Origin of the sequence: Plantibacter sp. MMLR14_011 (assembly GCF_001865025.1) — a bacterium.
GTDB classification, from domain to species: domain Bacteria; phylum Actinomycetota; class Actinomycetes; order Actinomycetales; family Microbacteriaceae; genus Plantibacter; species Plantibacter flavus_A.
The window spans coordinates 101,749-116,217 of the sequence record NZ_MJGW01000008.1 but is presented as its reverse complement, the minus strand read 5'-3'; the positions used below and the strand labels follow the sequence as shown (position 1 = coordinate 116,217).

The window sequence follows — 14,469 nt, the reverse complement described above, 5'->3', positions numbered from 1 at the left end:
TTCCGGCGTGTTGCTCGGCCGGAACGCCCCGGGTCGGAGCGGACGAGTGGACGGGGCCGTCGGGTCAGCCGCCGAGGGCGTCCTTCACGGCCTTCATCGCGACGTCCCAGGCCTTGTCCGGTGGGGTGTTGCCGGCTTCGACGTCCGTCACGGTGTTGATCATCGCCGAACCGATCGTCGCCGTCTCCGGACCGTTGAAGAACGGCTTGAACTCCTGCAAGGACTTGCCGAGCACGGCACCGATCTTCGAGTCGCCGAAGAACGGATCGGTGTAGTCGGCGATCGCCGTGGATTCGTACGCGGAGACCGTGCTGGGCAGGGCGCCGGTGTCGGTGAAGTTCTGCAGCTGCGACTCGGGTGACTGCATCTCCTTGATGTAGGCCCACGCCGCCTCGGGGTTCGCCGCGCGCTTCGGGATGGCGAGGTAGCTGCCGCCCCAGTTGCCGGCGACCTTGGGCACCGTCGTCACGCGCCACTGGCCCGAGGTGTCGGGCGCGTCCGTCTTGATGCTCTTCAGCATCCAGGAGGGAGCCGCCATCGCGGCGAAGGCGCCGTTGGTCTTGCCCGTGCTCCAGCCGGTGGAGAAGGCGGGGACGTTCGCAGTGATGCCGGCCTCGATCGCCTTGATCGAGATGTCGAACGCCTCCTTCACCTGCGGATTCGTGTCGTACACGAGCTCACCCTCCGGCGTGTAGTACTTCTCGTCGACCTGGTTCACGGTCTGGAAGAAGACCGAGGTGCCGGCGTTGTCCAGGAACGGCTTCCCGGTGGCGGCGACGTACTGCTGGCCGACGGAGATGAAGTCGTCCCAGGTGGGCCAGAGCGCAGCGACCGCGTCCGGTTCCGATGGCAGGCCGGCGGCCTCGAAGAGGTCGGCACGGTACGCCATCGACATCCCGCCCACGTCGGTCGGTACCCCGATGACGGCGTCGTTCTGAGCCACGGCCTGGTCCCAGACCCACGGCAGGTAGTCCCCGGAGATGTCGTCGGCGCCCATCGTGCTCAGGTCGACGAAGTTGTCGGGGTTCGCGACGAAGTTGGGCATGTCGTCCCCCTGGATGAGCACCAGGTCGGGGACCTTACCGCCGGCCAACGCCGCGGTGAGCGCCTGGGCGGTCTCCTGCGTGCTTCCGACCTCGGTGAGCTTGACGGTGATGTCGGGGTGCGCTTCCTTGTACTTCTCGACATCGGCCTTCTGGTTGATGCCCGTGAAGGACCAGAACTGGAAGGTCTTGTCATCGCCGCCGCCGGACCCGGAACAACCGGTGACCAGGGCGCCGACCATGACGGTGACGGTTGCTGCTGCTGCAAGACGGAATCTCACTGGAAATCCCCCTCCTATGCGGGATCGTGTTCCGCGGTGTCGCGCTACGTTGCGGTCACCGGCCGGAGATCGCTCTCCGGCTCGCGCCGATGTCGACTGGATCGGGGAGCATCCGGACCGTTCGGGCGTGGTGATCACCATAGGCAGCGGGGTTCCGCGGCACCAGGGCAATATTGCGCAACTCGGAGAACGCTCTCTCAGATTCTGCGATGCTCGTTGCCAGACCACCGGCAGGTGGACGATCGCAAAGGAGCGAGGATGCGCAAACCGACCCTGGTCGACGTCGCCCGAGAGGCCGGCGTCTCCCGAGCGACCGCGTCGCGGGTCCTCGCCGGTGCCTCGACGGTCGACGCCTCGATGGTCGTCGCGGTGCGCGAAGCGGCCGCGAAACTGGCCTACCGCACGAATGTCGCAGCCCGGTCGCTCGCCGGGGGCAGGACGGGCGCCGTCGCGATCGTCCTCGCGGCGGGTGAGCTCGAACCCTTCTCCGGATCGTTCGTCGCGGCACCGCTCAAGGGCGCCACCGCCGCGCTCCTGTCGGCGGCCCAGCAGCCCGCGCTCTTCCTCGCCGACCCGCGCCAACTCGACGCGCTCGTCGCCTACCTGGCGGCGCACTACGTGGACGGGGCGGTGGTGATCCTGCAGCACGAGATCAGCACCATCACCCAGGCGCTCGCCTCGGTGGACCTCCCCATCGTCTTCGTCGGCCGCCCGATGGGTGAGCACACGGAGGACGTCACCTTCGTCGACTCCGACAACTACGCCGGCGGTCGGCTCGCCGCGGAACACCTGATCGCGCTCGGCCGCACGCGGATCGGCGTCATCTCGGGCCCCGCCGACATGGCCGCGTCCAGCGACCGTGTCCGAGGCTGGCGAGACGTCCTCACCGAACGCGGCCTCGACACCCGTGCGGTCGCCCGAGGTGACTTCACCATGCCGAGCGGGTCGTCGGCCATGGCTCGGTTGCTCTCCCGGTACCCGGACCTCGACGCCGTCTTCGCGGGCTCGGACCTCATGGCGGTCGGAGCGATGCGCGTCCTCGAGGCCAGTGGCCGCACGGTCCCGGACGACATCGCGCTCGTCGGGTTCGACGACACGGTCGTCGCGGCAACCGCGGAGCCACCGCTGACCTCGGTCCGTCAGCCGTTGGAGCAGATGGGCAGGGTCGCCGCGGAACTCGTCATGGAGCTCATCGCCGGCCGGACGACCGCTCCGCGCTGGCTCGACACCACGCTCGTCGTCCGGGACTCAGCCTGAACTTCGGCCCACCGGCCGTCACACCCGCCTCACCGACCGCTTCGGAGGAACCATGTCCGACCGCTCAGCGACGCTCGAACACCGCGTCGTCCATCTGCAGTGCGACGGCGTCTCCGTCGTCCTCGTCCAGCACGGGACCCGCCTCCCGACGATCGCGCACTGGGGTGCCGCCGTCGATGCCGACGACCTCGAGTGGCTTGCCGCGGCCACAGCCACCGTGCGCGGCGACCTCGTCGACGGATCGGACGCGCCGTACGAGCCGAGCCTGCTGCCCGAGCACGCGTCGGGCTGGTCGGGTCTCCCCGGCCTCCGGGCGCATCGCGCCGGGACGGCCTGGTCGTCGCGCTTCGACGTGGTCTCGGTCAAGGTCGACAGAGCGGCCCTCCCGGACGGAGAGGTGCGGCAGTGCGGCGCCGCGCTGGTCGAGGTGACCGCGGTCGACGACCAGACGGGCATCGCTCTCCTCGTGGCGATCGAACTGACACCGAGTGGCCTGCTGCGCACGCGCGTGACGGTCACGAACCGGGGCGACGACCTCCTGGAGATCGAGGGTGTCGTGCCGGCCCTCCCGATCCCGACGTCGGCTCGGGAGATCCTCGACTTCGCCGGTCGGTGGGGCAACGAGAAGCTGCCGCAGCGGCGTCCGGTCACGACCGGGACGCACCTCCGCGAGTCGCGGCACGGTCGCCCCGGTCTCGACGCCACCGGGGTCACCGCGATCGGAACACCGGGGTTCGACAGCCGGACCGGTGACGTCTGGCTGTGCCACGTCGGTTGGAGCGGCAACCACACAATCGGCGTCGAACGCACCGACGGACACCTCGCGTTCCGTGGCGGCGAGCTGCTCCTGCCGGGCGAGGTCCGACTCGGCCCGGGCGAGGACCATCGGACTCCATGGGTGTACGGGGCCTACGGTGTCGGCCTCGATGCCGCCTCGTCGCGGTACCACCGCTGGCTGCGTTCGACCTCGCGGGCGGCTCGGCGTCCGCGCCCGGTCACCCTGAACGTCTGGGAGGCGGTGCTGTTCGATCACGACCTGGAGGTCCTCACCGAGTTGGCGACCCGGGCCGCGGCCATCGGCGTCGAGCGCTACGTGCTCGACGACGGATGGTTCCGCGGACGTCACGACGACACCCGCGGCCTCGGTGACTGGACACCGGACCCCGAGCGTTGGCCGGACGGTCTCGCGCCGCTCGCCGACCGGGTGCGATCGCTCGGCATGGAGTTCGGGCTGTGGTTCGAACCCGAGATGATCAACGAGGACTCCGACCTCGCACGCGAGCACCCGGACTGGATCCTGCGGGCGAGGGACGAGCTCCCGTCGCCCGTCCGGCACCAGCAGGTGCTCGATCTCGGCAATCCGGCGGCCTTCGACCACATCCTGCAGGCCATCGACACACTGGTCGGCGAGCTCGGGATCGCGTACCTGAAATGGGACCACAACCGCGACCTCGTCGATGCCGGACATCCGTCGACCGGGCGGCCAGCCGTGCACGACCAGACCGAAGCCCTCTACCGGCTGCTCGACGAGCTCCGATCGCGGCACCCGCACCTCGAGATCGAGAGCTGCGCGTCGGGCGGAGGCCGCGTCGACCTCGGTGTCCTCGAGCGGTCCGATCGCGTCCACACCTCCGACAACCACGACCCGATCGAGCGGGCCCGGATGCTCCGGTGGACGGGGCTCCTCGTCCCGCCCGAGATGCTGGGATCGCACGTGGCCTCGGCCAGATCGGCCACGACCGGACGCACGCACACGCTCCACACCCGGTGCGCGGTCGCCCTCCTCGGGCACTTCGGTGTGGAGTGGGACCTGCGCGAGCTCGACGATGCGGATCGGACGACCCTCGCCGGATGGATCACCGTGTTCACGCGTCATCGCGGACTCATCGCCACCGGCCGCGTCGTCGGCGACGGTGGGTGGGACGACGACGCTCCGACCCTGCGCGGGGTCGTCGCGGAGGACGGCACCACCGCGCTGTACACCCTCGTGACTCCCCCGCGGTCGGCCGACTCCCGTCGTCGGGTCCGCCTTCCCGGACTCCGCCCGGACGGTCACTACCGCCTCGCCGTCGCGCAGGACGACTCCCTCGGCCCCCGCTGGGTGATCCCCCAGTGGCTCCGGGATGCGCCGCCACTCGACGCCGACCCGGCCACGCTCGCGGCGGCGCCCGTGCTGAGCGGTGGCCAGCTGGCCGTGATCGGCCTCGACCTCCCCACCTTCCAGCCCGACCGCGCGATCACGATCCTCGTGACCGCCGACTGACCCACGACCCGCTGCACAGAACAGGACCACATCACCCATGGACTCCACTGCGACCGTCACCGTCGACCTCGACCGGCCAGGACCCACGATCAGCCGACACGTCTACGGCCACTTCGCGGAACACCTCGGACGCGGGATCTACGACGGCTTCTGGGTCGGCGAGGACTCGCCCGTGCCGAACATCGGCGGCATCCGGCTCGACGTCGTGGAGGCGCTCCGCGAACTGCGCATCCCGAACCTCCGCTGGCCGGGCGGCTGCTTCGCGGACCGCTACCACTGGACGAGCGGCATCGGACCTCGCGAGGACCGCCCGAAGCTCGTCAACACGCAATGGGGCGGGACGAGCGAGACCAACGCGTTCGGCACCCACGAGTTCATGGAGCTGTGCGAGCTCCTCGGTGCCGACGCCTACGTCTCGGGCAACCTCGGTTCAGGCACGGTGCAGGAGATGGCCGACTGGATCGAGTACCTGACCGGTGCCGGGGAGACCCCGATGGCCGAGTTGCGTCGCGCGAACGGCCGGGAGGAGCCCTGGGACGTCCCGTTCTGGGGGCTGGGAAACGAGCCCTGGGGGTGCGGTGGCAACCTGCGGGCCGGCGCGTACGCGGACCTGGCACGCCGATTCGGTACCTTCTGCGAGAGCGGCGGGAAGGTCCCGCTCTACCGGGTCGCCGCCGGCGCCGACGGGTTCGACGTGGCCTGGACCAAGACGCTGATGGAGGTCGTCGCCGACGTGGCCACCCACCCGTTCTCGGCGACCCCCTGGGAAGCCGTCTCGGTGCATTACTACACGATCGGCGGCAGCTGGAAGGCGAAGGGCAGCGCGACCGGGTTCGACGCCGCGGAGTACTGGAGCACGATCACCGCAGCACAGGGCGTCGAGCAGCTGCTGTCGTCGCACGCCGCCGTCATGGACGTGTACGACCCGGAGGAACGGTTCGGCATGGTGCTCGACGAGTGGGGCACCTGGTGGGACGTCGAGCCGGGCACGCACCCCGGGCATCTGTTCCAGCAGAACACCATCCGCGACGCCATGGTCGCCGCCTGGCACTTCGACGTGTTCCACCGATTCGCGGGCCGGCTGCGCATGGCCAACATCGCGCAGACGGTCAACGTCCTGCAGGCGATGCTCCTGACCGATCCCGACGGCGGCGAGATGGTCCGGACGCCCACCTTCCACGTCTTCGAGATGAACAGCCCGCACCAGGACGCCACGTCCCTCCCGACGCACGTGGTCGGACCGGTCCGCGACGCCGACGCCGCACACGCGGGTGGCATCCCGACCGTCTCCGCGTCGGCGAGCGTCAAGGACGGCGTCCTCCATTGCTCGTTGACGAACGTCGCCCTCGATGCTCCACTCGTCATCGAGGTCGACGTCCGTGGCGGGTCCGTGGTCGAGCCGCACGGCCGGCTGCTCACCGCTGCGCGGCCCGACGCCCACAACCGTCCCGGTGAGACCGACGCCGTGTCACCGCGACCGCTCACCGGTCTCGACGTCACACCGACGGGTCTTCGCGTCACGCTCCCACCGCACTCGTTCGCAACCATCACGGCTCAGGTCGTCGCGCCATGAGCGAGGTGGAGATCGCAGTCACCGAGGTGCGTGCAGCACGTCGGGCGCGGGCGGACCGCCCGCCGATGGGCTGGAACAGTTGGGACTGCTTCGGAGGGTCCGTCACGGAGGCCGAGGTGCTCGCCAACGCCGCGTTCCTTGCCGAGCACCTGCTGCCCGTCGGCTGGGACACGGTGGTCGTCGACATCCAGTGGTACGAACCGGCGCCCGGCGCCGGCGACTACGAGCGCGTCTCCCAGCCGACGCTCGACGCTTGGGGCCGACCGCAACCCGCGCCGAACCGGTTCCCGTCTGCGGCGTCGGGCGGCTTCCGCGCGCTCGCCGACCGCGTGCACGCGCTCGGGCTCCGCTTCGGGGTGCACCTCATGCGTGGCGTGCCGCGTCTGGCCGTCGACCTCGACCTACCGATCCTCGGTTCGACCGCCCGCTGCGGGGAGATCGCCGATCCGTCCAACGTCTGCCCGTGGAACCCCGACAACGTCGGCGTCGACATGACGACCCCGGGCGCCCAGGCCTACTACGACTCGGTCATGGCACAGCTCGCGGACTGGGGTGTCGACCTCATCAAGCTCGACGACGTGCTCTATCCTCCGATCCAGACCGCCGAGATCGAGGCCATCTCGCGGGCGATCGACGCGACCGGTCGACCGATGGTGCTCAGCCTGTCCCCGGGGAAGCGACTCTCGACCGAGCACCTCGACACCCTTCGATCGACGGCGCAGCTGTGGCGGATCTCCGACGACCTCTGGGACGACTGGTCGGCGGTGCTCGAACAGTTCCAGCGCCTGGCCCGCTGGGCACCCCTCCAGCGTCCGGGGGCGTGGGCCGATGCCGACATGCTCCCGCTCGGGCGGATCGGCATCCGGGCCCACGTCGGTTCGGACCGGCTGAGTCGCCTCACCCTGGACGAACAACGGACGCTCATGACCCTCTGGTGCATCGGCCGGTCGCCGCTCTTCTTCGGCGGCCACCTCCCGGACACCCCGGCGCACACGCTCGCGCTCCTGACCAACCCGGACGTGCTCGCACTGCTCGGCAGCGACGGGAGCCGGGAGATCATCCGCGACGGCGACCTCGTCGTCTGGGCGGCGGAGCTCGGCGAGACCCGGTGGCGCGCGGTGTTCTGGCTCGGCGATGCGGACACCGAGCTGCGGGTGCACCTGGCCGATCTCGGTTGCGCCGATCGATCGGCCGTCACCGAGCTGTGGAGTGGTCGGCCGTTGCCGGTCGTCGACGGCGCCGTCGACACGTCCCTGCCCGCGCACGGTGCCGTGCTGCTCCGACTCGACCACTGATGGATCACCGACAGCAGCGCGTCGAGCGTCATCGAATCGAACTCGACGGACCGGCCACCCGGTTCGTCGATCGGTTCCTCATCGGGAACGGGACGTTGGGCGCGGCGCTCGACATGGCCTGGGTCCTCTGCCTGGCCGCACGACTCCGTGATCCAGGGCTCGCGTCCGAGGCGCTCGACACGCTGCTCGGTCCGCTGTCATCGGCCTCGCTGCTCGACCTGCACCCGATGGGCGACCTCGACGACGTGTTCCAGATCGACGGCAACCTGGGTGGGACGGCCGGTGTCGTCGAGCTGCTCGTCCAGGGGCACGGCGGTGTCCTGTCGCTGCTGCCGACCCTCCCGGCCGAGTGGTCGGCGGGACGGTTCCGAGGGTTCCGGGTCCGTGGTGGACACGTCGTGGATGTCGAGTGGAGCCGTCATCGCCCCGTCGCGGCGACCCTGATTCTCACGGCCGGCGGCGTGCTCGTCGAGCTGCCGGACGACGGCTCGATGATGACCGTCGCGGGCCCTGGCGGCGCACTGCCGACACGGCTGGAGGACGGCGCGCCGGCCGGGCGGCGGCGGATCAGGCTCGACGAGCCCGGTGTCCACCGGCTCGAGTTCGCGCGTCCACCCGGCGATCCGGAAGACTGACCGCCTCCTCCGGACGTCGGCTACTCGGCCTGTGCCTCGGCCTTCGCCGCTGCGATGGCGGCGTGCACTTCGGACATGTCGAGACCGCGCACCTGCGAGATGAGGTCCTCGAGTGCCGGCGCGGGGAGGGCGCCGGCCTGCGAGAAGACGAGCACGCCGTCGCGGAACGCCATGAGCGTGGGGATCGACGTGATCTGCATGCCGCTCGCGAGCTCCTGGTTCGCCTCGGTGTCGACCTTGGTGAACACGACGTCCTGGTGCTGCTCGCTCGACTGTTCGAAGACGGGGCCGAAAGCCTTGCACGGGCCGCACCACTCGGCCCAGAAGTCGACCAGGACGATGCCTTCGGCCGACACGGTGTCCTCGAAGTTCGAGATGGTCAGTTCCTGCGTGGTCATCGTGTGCCCTTCGGATCGGTGGTCGGACGCGTCGCCTCCGACTGACGAGCCTACCGGCGGACGACCGGTCGTCCTCCCCTTGTGCCGTGCCGCGGTCAGCGCCCGGGCGGCAGATCCGGGAGAAGGAGGAGCCGGCGCTGCATCCGCGACATGATCAGGAGCACCCCGCCGAGGACCGCGAACAGGACGCCGCCACCGGCGACGATGCCGCCGATGATCCCTCCGAGGAAGCCGTAGCTGTCGCCGCTGCTGTTGACGAGGATGACCACGCCGACGGCCAAGGCGAGCACACCGATCCCGAGGACGGCCCAGGACATGACGAGATAGATGCGGAACGCGCGCGCTCCATGGAACGTCGGCCGGATGCCGTACTGGGTTCCGACGTACTGGGCCCAGCGTGAGCCGGTCCACCACCTCGTCCCCCGCGGCGACACGGAGTACCAACCGGCACCGGGACCGTCCTGCTCACCCGGCAATGGACGGACCACGTCGATGACCACCGGGGCGGCGACCGGCTGCGGGATCCGCCGCACCGCCGTCGTCTGGGCGGCGATACCGAACCAGAGCAGCGTCAGGAGGAGCATCGGGAATCCGTTGACCGACAGGTGGCTGGACAGCGCGCCGAGGCTGAACTGCGCGATCGCGAGCACGAGGAAGACCGAGCCGAACACCCAGGCCAAGCTCGGTTGCTCGGTGGTCGCCCAATCGGTCCCGGGCTTCCCGTTCTTGACCCTGAGCCCCGTCCAGTGCGAGCCGTCCCACCATCGGAGCTGATCCGGCCCCGTCGGATACCAGCCCAGCTGCGGTCCGGACGGCAGCTGCGACGGCGACGCCATGGGAGTCGGTGCCAGCAGTGTGACCGGCACCTCCTGCTTCACCGGTGGCGCGGCATCGGCCTCCTGAGCAGTCCACTGCGTTCCATCCCACCAGCGCAACTTGCCCGGCGTCCCCGCCTCGTACCATCCCGGTGCAGCGGTCATCGCTGCTCCTTCCCCCGAAGATCACGCTCATGACGTCCATGCAGCGACCCCAGTGTCCCGTCTGCGAGCCATCGCGGCAAGCCACCGTTGTCGAACATCGTGCGAGCCAGGTAGGTTGACGGCGACGTGATGAAGGGACCACCGTGGCCAGACGCAAGACGCCGGAGCAGATCGCCGACGAGGAACGTCGCTACGAGCTCGCGCGATCGGCGAGCACGTTCGAGGAGTTCTCCGTCCTCGCGAACGACCCCAATCAGGCGATCCGCGCCGCTGCGGCCCACAACCCGGCAGCCGACCCAGCGGCGTTGGAGCTCTTCCTCGAGGACCGCTTCTGGGGTGCGCGCATCGAGATCGCGCTGCACCCGAACACCACGGACGAGCTTCTGATCCGCCTCCTCGAAGCCGATCCGCGCAAGCGTGGCGTCGTCCACCACGAGGCGGAACGCCGGCTGGCGGCGAAGGGCTTCCGCTTCGACGACGACGGCCTCCCGCTGATCGGCGACGCCGGCACGAGCGCTCGTTGAGCCCGTACAGCCAGGTCGACTGGGACGCGAGCCCCGAGCATCCGTCATCAGTCGCCGAACCGTATCTGATGGGCACCGGCGTCGTCACCGACGAGGACACCGGGAGTCGACCGCTCTCGCCACCGCATCGTCATCCGGACGCCATGCTCGCCTGGTGCTACCGCGGCACCGTGTGGGTGCACCTCCCGAACGCGATGTGGCGCCTCGCACCGGGTCAGGGCGTGTGGATCCCGGCACACACGCCGCACACGGCGCACCACGAGCGCGACTCCACCGGGTGCTACACCTACCTCCCCGCCGCCTCGCTGATCGCGCCCGTCGAGACCGTCACCCAGGTCCTGGTCCCGCGTGCGGTGCAGGAGATGTTGCTCCACCTCGGGATCAACGACATGCCGACCGACCTCCGGGTCCGTGCGCAGGCGGTCCTCATCGAGATGCTGCAGCAGCCCGCGCCGGAGACGGCGGACGGCTGGGGCGAGATCCCGATGCCGTCCGACGATCGTGTCCGTCCGCTCGTCCGTGCGATCCTCGCCGACCCGGGTGACCTCCGGGGCGCGCGCGAGCTGTTCGACGTGCACGGCCTCCACGAGCGCACCGTGCTGCGGATCTTCCAGCATGACACCGGGATGAGCTTCGCCCGGTGGCGAACGGGCGTCCGGATGACGCTCGCGGCGCGGCTGATCATCGACGGCATGCCGATCGGCGCTGCAGCGCACCGGTGCGGGTACGCGTCCTCGAGCGCCTTCTCCGCGAGCTTCCGAGCCCGGTTCGGTATGACCCCGCGGGAGTACGTGGAACGGGTGCAGGCGGACCCCGCCCACCAGCTCTACTGGCGCTGATCCACCCGGGCACGCATCGTCCTGTCGGATCGGCGACAGAACTCGTCGGTTCCTCGACACTGTCACGCCGTGAAGCACCCTACGATCGTTCTGTTAGGACATGCTTACCTAACTTCCGGATCGCCAGCGGTGATCCCACTCCCCCCCCTCTTCAAAGGAGCCCCATGCCGCACGCTTTCGCGCGCCCGAACGTCCGCCGAGGATCCACCCTCCTCGCCGCCGTCATCGCCACTGCTCTCGCTCTCGCCGGATGTTCGGCCGCCACCGGCGACACCGGATCGACGACGGCATCGACCGACGGCGTCGTCATCGAACACGCCCACGGTGAGACCGTCATCCCGCAGAAGCCGGAACGGATCGTGGCCCTCGGGTGGATGACGCCCGACATCGTCGCCGCCCTCGGCACCAACCCCGTCGGCATCGAAGAGGTCTGGGGAGCCGGTGAGAGCGGCTACCAGCCCTGGTTCGAAGACTACGTCTCCGAGGCGTACGGCGAGATGCCCGAGATCATCCCCTTCACGGACGACGGCCCGAACTACGAGGCGATCAAATCCCTGAAGCCCGACCTGATCCTCAGCCTCTACTCCGGTGTCACCGACATCGAATACGAGCGGCTCACCGAGATCGCCCCGACCGTCCCCTACATCGAGGGACCCTGGAACCCGGGCACCTGGGAGGGCATGACCCGCACCGTCGGGAAGGCGATGTCGGAGGAGACCAAGGCCGAGGAGCTCATCGGCGAGACCGAGGATCTCATCACCTCCCTCGCCGACGCACACCCCGAGTTCGACGACAAGAGCTTCGTCTGGGGCCTCACCCTGAACGAGGGCGGGACGGACCTCGGCGTCTACCTCGAGTACGACCCGCGGGTCCGCATCACCGAAGCACTCGGCTTCACCTCGACCTCGGCGATGGACGGCTTCCTCGCGAGCGCCGAGGGCGACAACTGGTACACCGGCGTCAGCCTCGAGCAGCTCTACGACGTGGACGCCGACCTGTTCGCCGCATGGGGCGGAAGCGCCGAGGAAGGGACGTACACGGTCGAGAACGCCGTGGTGTCGCGCTGGGCGCCGATCGCCGCCGGGTCCTACGTGATCTACGCCGACGCCGCCAAGGCCTCTGCGATCAGCGCGCCGACCGTCCTGTCCCTGCAGTACGTCCTGCCCGGCTACGTCGACGACCTCGCAGCGGCCCTGCAGGGCGAGCCGACCATCGACGGCAAGTGACGTCGGAGATGTCCCGGTCCGCCGCCCCGTCAGCAGCGCCGGCTGCGGGCGGGGCGGCGGACGTCCCGACGCCCGGTGGGGCCGGACGCGCGGACGTTTCGCCCCACCGCACCGGGACCCTCGCCGTCGGGCTCCTCGTCGCCACCGTGGTGCTGATCGCCGCAGCCGTCGCCTCACTCGCCATCGGCAATCGGGCCATCGACCCCCTGACCGTCGTCCGCGCGCTCGTCGCCTACGACGACGCGAACCCCCTGCACCTCATGGTCATGGAGCTGCGCGTCCCACGGACGCTGCTCGGCATCCTGGTCGGTGCGGCGCTCGCCGTCTGCGGCGGGCTCATCCAGGCCTTCACCCGCAACCCGCTCGCCGACCCGGGCATCCTCGGGGTGAACGCCGGTGCGTCGTTCGCCGTGACCTTCGCGGTCGGTGTCCTGGGACTGACGACTCCCGGCACCTACGTCCCGTTCGCCCTGGCGGGTGCGTTCATCCTCACGGTGATCGTCTACACGCTCGGATCCGTCGGGGCTTCGGGTGCGACCCCGATGAAACTGACCCTCGCGGGGGTCGCCCTCGGTGCCGCCTGCACCGGTTTCACCACCGCGATCGTGCTGCGGGACGAAGGCACCCTGCAGGTCATGCGGTTCTGGAGCGTGGGATCCATCGGAGGCCGCACCCTCGACCAGCTCACCTGGGCTGCTCCGTTGATCGTCGCGGGCCTCGTGATCGGCCTGCTCTGCGCCCGGTCGCTGAACGCGCTGACCCTGGGAGACGAACTCGCCCAGGCGCTCGGGGCGCGAGTGCGCAGCACCCGGGTGTGGGTCGTCGTGGCCGTGACCCTCCTGGCCGGTACGGGCGTCGCAGTCGCCGGTCCCATCGCCTTCGTCGGACTCATGATCCCCCATGTCGTCCGGTGGTTCACGGGCCCCGACCAGCGCTGGGTGCTGACGTACTCGATGGTGATCGGCCCCGCGTTCCTGCTGCTCGCAGACGTCCTCGGCCGGATCGTGCTGCCCTCCGGAGAGCTCCGGGTGGGGATCGTCACGGCACTCCTCGGCGCCCCCATCCTGATCATGCTCGTCCGTCGGAAGCGGGTGAGCGGACTGTGAGCGTCGTCGACCACGGCCGACGCCAGATCCGCGTGGAGACCGTGCACATCGCGACGCTCGTACCGGTGCGGTCCGTCCTCGTGTGCCTCGGACTCGTCGTGGTGATCATCGGAGCAGGGCTGTTCGCGACGACGATCGGCGCGTACGAGATCGGCTTCGACGCGGTGATCCGGGCGATCGTCGACCCCGCGTCCGACCCCGACGTCCGCCAGGTCGTGACCGAGTGGCGACTCCCACGGGTGCTGTTCGCGGTGCTCTGCGGAGCGGCACTCGCGCTCTCCGGAGGTATCTTCCAGTCGCTCACCCGCAACCCGCTCGGCTCACCGGACATCATCGGGTTCGGTGTCGGCGCACAGTTCGGCGTCACGCTGACGATGCTCGTCCTCGGGCTCAACACCTACCTGTTCAAAGCCGCCGGGGCACTCGTGGGCGGTCTACTGACCGCCCTGCTCGTCGCCGTCCTCGCGAACCGCCACACCATGTCGTCCTTCCGGCTGATCATCGTCGGCATCGGCGTCTCGGCCGGGCTCGGTTCCCTCACCTCCTGGATCCTCATCTCGGTCAGCGTCGAGCAGGCGATGATGGCGGCCACCTGGGGTGCAGGATCCCTCGCCTCGCTCGGCTTCGATCAGCTGCTCCCCGCCGCCACGGCGTTCGTCGTGTTCGCCCTGCTGGCTCGGCCACTCCGGCGTTCCCTCCCCGTGCTCGAGATGGGAGACGACGCCGCCATGGCCCTCGGCGTGCGTCCCGGACGCACTCGCCTGATCGCCATGGTCGTCGGTGTGGCCCTCGTGGCGCTCGTCACCGCCGCGGCCGGCCCGATCTCGTTCATCGCCTTGGCCGCCCCGCAGATCGCTCAACGGCTCACCCGCTCGAACACCCCGATGGGCCTCGCGCCGGTGATGCTCACCGGAGCCGCCCTGGTCGTCGTCTCCGACGCCGTCGCCCAGCTGCTCGCGGTCCCGGTCGGCGTGGTGACGCTCTCGGTCGGTGGCATCTATCTGACCTGCCTGCTGGCCGCCCAGTTCGTGCGCCGCACGTGAAAGGAA

Annotated in this window: 13 protein-coding genes; 10 read left to right on the top strand and 3 right to left on the bottom strand. The window is 69.9% G+C overall.

Features of this window, described 5'->3' with window-relative positions; genetic code table 11:
• Nucleotides 1-64: 64 nt before the first annotated feature.
• Nucleotides 65-1,324, bottom strand: coding sequence for an ABC transporter substrate-binding protein (locus tag BIU99_RS04995; protein ID WP_158596573.1), 1,260 nt, complete (start codon nucleotides 1,322-1,324; stop codon nucleotides 65-67).
• A 258-nt stretch (nucleotides 1,325-1,582) separates the two neighbouring features.
• Between BIU99_RS04995 and BIU99_RS04990 the strand changes: the two genes are divergently transcribed.
• Genes BIU99_RS04990 through BIU99_RS04970 form a run of 5 tightly spaced genes read left to right on the top strand, consistent with a single transcriptional unit; the run spans nucleotide 1,583 to nucleotide 8,347 of the window.
• Entirely contained in the window at nucleotides 1,583-2,581 is a 999-nt protein-coding gene (locus BIU99_RS04990) for a LacI family DNA-binding transcriptional regulator (RefSeq protein ID WP_071260028.1), read from the top strand.
• A gap of 52 nt (nucleotides 2,582-2,633) precedes the next feature.
• A complete protein-coding gene (locus BIU99_RS04985; RefSeq protein WP_071260026.1) occupies nucleotides 2,634-4,844 on the top strand; it encodes an alpha-galactosidase in 2,211 nt (736 codons plus the stop codon).
• A gap of 37 nt (nucleotides 4,845-4,881) precedes the next feature.
• Nucleotides 4,882-6,417, top strand: coding sequence for an alpha-N-arabinofuranosidase (locus BIU99_RS04980; protein ID WP_071260024.1), 1,536 nt, complete (start codon nucleotides 4,882-4,884; stop codon nucleotides 6,415-6,417).
• Nucleotides 6,414-7,712 carry a glycoside hydrolase family 27 protein gene (locus tag BIU99_RS04975; RefSeq protein ID WP_254773572.1) on the top strand — a complete coding sequence of 433 codons (1,299 nt, stop codon included), beginning with the start codon at nucleotides 6,414-6,416 and terminating at the stop codon, nucleotides 7,710-7,712. The genes BIU99_RS04980 and BIU99_RS04975 overlap by 4 nt, the downstream gene beginning before the upstream one ends.
• Nucleotides 7,712-8,347 carry a glycoside hydrolase family 95-like protein gene (locus tag BIU99_RS04970; protein ID WP_071260021.1) on the top strand — a complete coding sequence of 212 codons (636 nt, stop codon included), beginning with the start codon at nucleotides 7,712-7,714 and terminating at the stop codon, nucleotides 8,345-8,347. The genes BIU99_RS04975 and BIU99_RS04970 overlap by 1 nt, the downstream gene beginning before the upstream one ends.
• Nucleotides 8,348-8,367: 20 nt before the next feature.
• Here the strand turns inward: BIU99_RS04970 and trxA are convergent, their stop codons facing one another.
• Both trxA and BIU99_RS19900 read right to left on the bottom strand, forming a co-directional pair.
• The gene (trxA, locus tag BIU99_RS04965) at nucleotides 8,368-8,745 is read right to left on the bottom strand and encodes a thioredoxin (protein WP_056006082.1); all 378 of its coding nucleotides are present in this window, start codon (nucleotides 8,743-8,745) and stop codon (nucleotides 8,368-8,370) included.
• A gap of 95 nt (nucleotides 8,746-8,840) precedes the next feature.
• A complete protein-coding gene (locus tag BIU99_RS19900) occupies nucleotides 8,841-9,725 on the bottom strand; it encodes a DUF2510 domain-containing protein (protein WP_071260018.1) in 885 nt (294 codons plus the stop codon).
• Nucleotides 9,726-9,868: 143 nt separating this feature from the next.
• On the opposite strand from BIU99_RS19900, the gene BIU99_RS04955 reads away from it, so the two are divergent.
• From BIU99_RS04955 to BIU99_RS04935, 5 genes are all read left to right on the top strand, one after another.
• Nucleotides 9,869-10,249, top strand: a complete 381-nt coding sequence (locus BIU99_RS04955; RefSeq protein WP_071260015.1) for a hypothetical protein — start codon at nucleotides 9,869-9,871, stop codon at nucleotides 10,247-10,249.
• Nucleotides 10,246-11,088, top strand: a complete 843-nt coding sequence (locus tag BIU99_RS04950) for an AraC family transcriptional regulator (RefSeq protein ID WP_071260012.1) — start codon at nucleotides 10,246-10,248, stop codon at nucleotides 11,086-11,088. Before BIU99_RS04955 ends, BIU99_RS04950 begins: the two co-directional genes overlap by 4 nt.
• Nucleotides 11,089-11,252: 164 nt before the next feature.
• Nucleotides 11,253-12,314, top strand: coding sequence for an ABC transporter substrate-binding protein (locus tag BIU99_RS04945; RefSeq protein WP_071260010.1), 1,062 nt, complete (start codon nucleotides 11,253-11,255; stop codon nucleotides 12,312-12,314).
• Between the two features lie 8 nt (nucleotides 12,315-12,322).
• Nucleotides 12,323-13,420, top strand: a complete 1,098-nt coding sequence (locus BIU99_RS04940) for an iron ABC transporter permease (protein WP_083397221.1) — start codon at nucleotides 12,323-12,325, stop codon at nucleotides 13,418-13,420.
• The gene (locus tag BIU99_RS04935; RefSeq protein ID WP_071260006.1) at nucleotides 13,417-14,463 is read left to right on the top strand and encodes an iron chelate uptake ABC transporter family permease subunit; all 1,047 of its coding nucleotides are present in this window, start codon (nucleotides 13,417-13,419) and stop codon (nucleotides 14,461-14,463) included. Before BIU99_RS04940 ends, BIU99_RS04935 begins: the two co-directional genes overlap by 4 nt.
• Nucleotides 14,464-14,469 lie beyond the last annotated feature (6 nt).

What these genes read in the sequence shown, in the direction of transcription:
- BIU99_RS04990 (WP_071260028.1), top strand. Translation starts at nt 1,583, where the DNA reads ATGCGCAAACCGACCCTGGTCGACGTCGCCCGAGAGGCCGGCGTCTCC.
- BIU99_RS04985 (WP_071260026.1), top strand. Translation starts at nt 2,634, where the DNA reads ATGTCCGACCGCTCAGCGACGCTCGAACACCGCGTCGTCCATCTGCAG.
- BIU99_RS04940 (WP_083397221.1), top strand. Translation starts at nt 12,323, where the DNA reads ATGTCCCGGTCCGCCGCCCCGTCAGCAGCGCCGGCTGCGGGCGGGGCG.
- BIU99_RS19900 (WP_071260018.1), bottom strand. Translation starts at nt 9,725, where the DNA reads ATGACCGCTGCACCGGGATGGTACGAGGCGGGGACGCCGGGCAAGTTG.
- trxA (WP_056006082.1), bottom strand. Translation starts at nt 8,745, where the DNA reads ATGACCACGCAGGAACTGACCATCTCGAACTTCGAGGACACCGTGTCG.
- BIU99_RS04980 (WP_071260024.1), top strand. Translation starts at nt 4,882, where the DNA reads ATGGACTCCACTGCGACCGTCACCGTCGACCTCGACCGGCCAGGACCC.
- BIU99_RS04945 (WP_071260010.1), top strand. Translation starts at nt 11,253, where the DNA reads ATGCCGCACGCTTTCGCGCGCCCGAACGTCCGCCGAGGATCCACCCTC.
- BIU99_RS04970 (WP_071260021.1), top strand. Translation starts at nt 7,712, where the DNA reads ATGGATCACCGACAGCAGCGCGTCGAGCGTCATCGAATCGAACTCGAC.
- BIU99_RS04975 (WP_254773572.1), top strand. Translation starts at nt 6,414, where the DNA reads ATGAGCGAGGTGGAGATCGCAGTCACCGAGGTGCGTGCAGCACGTCGG.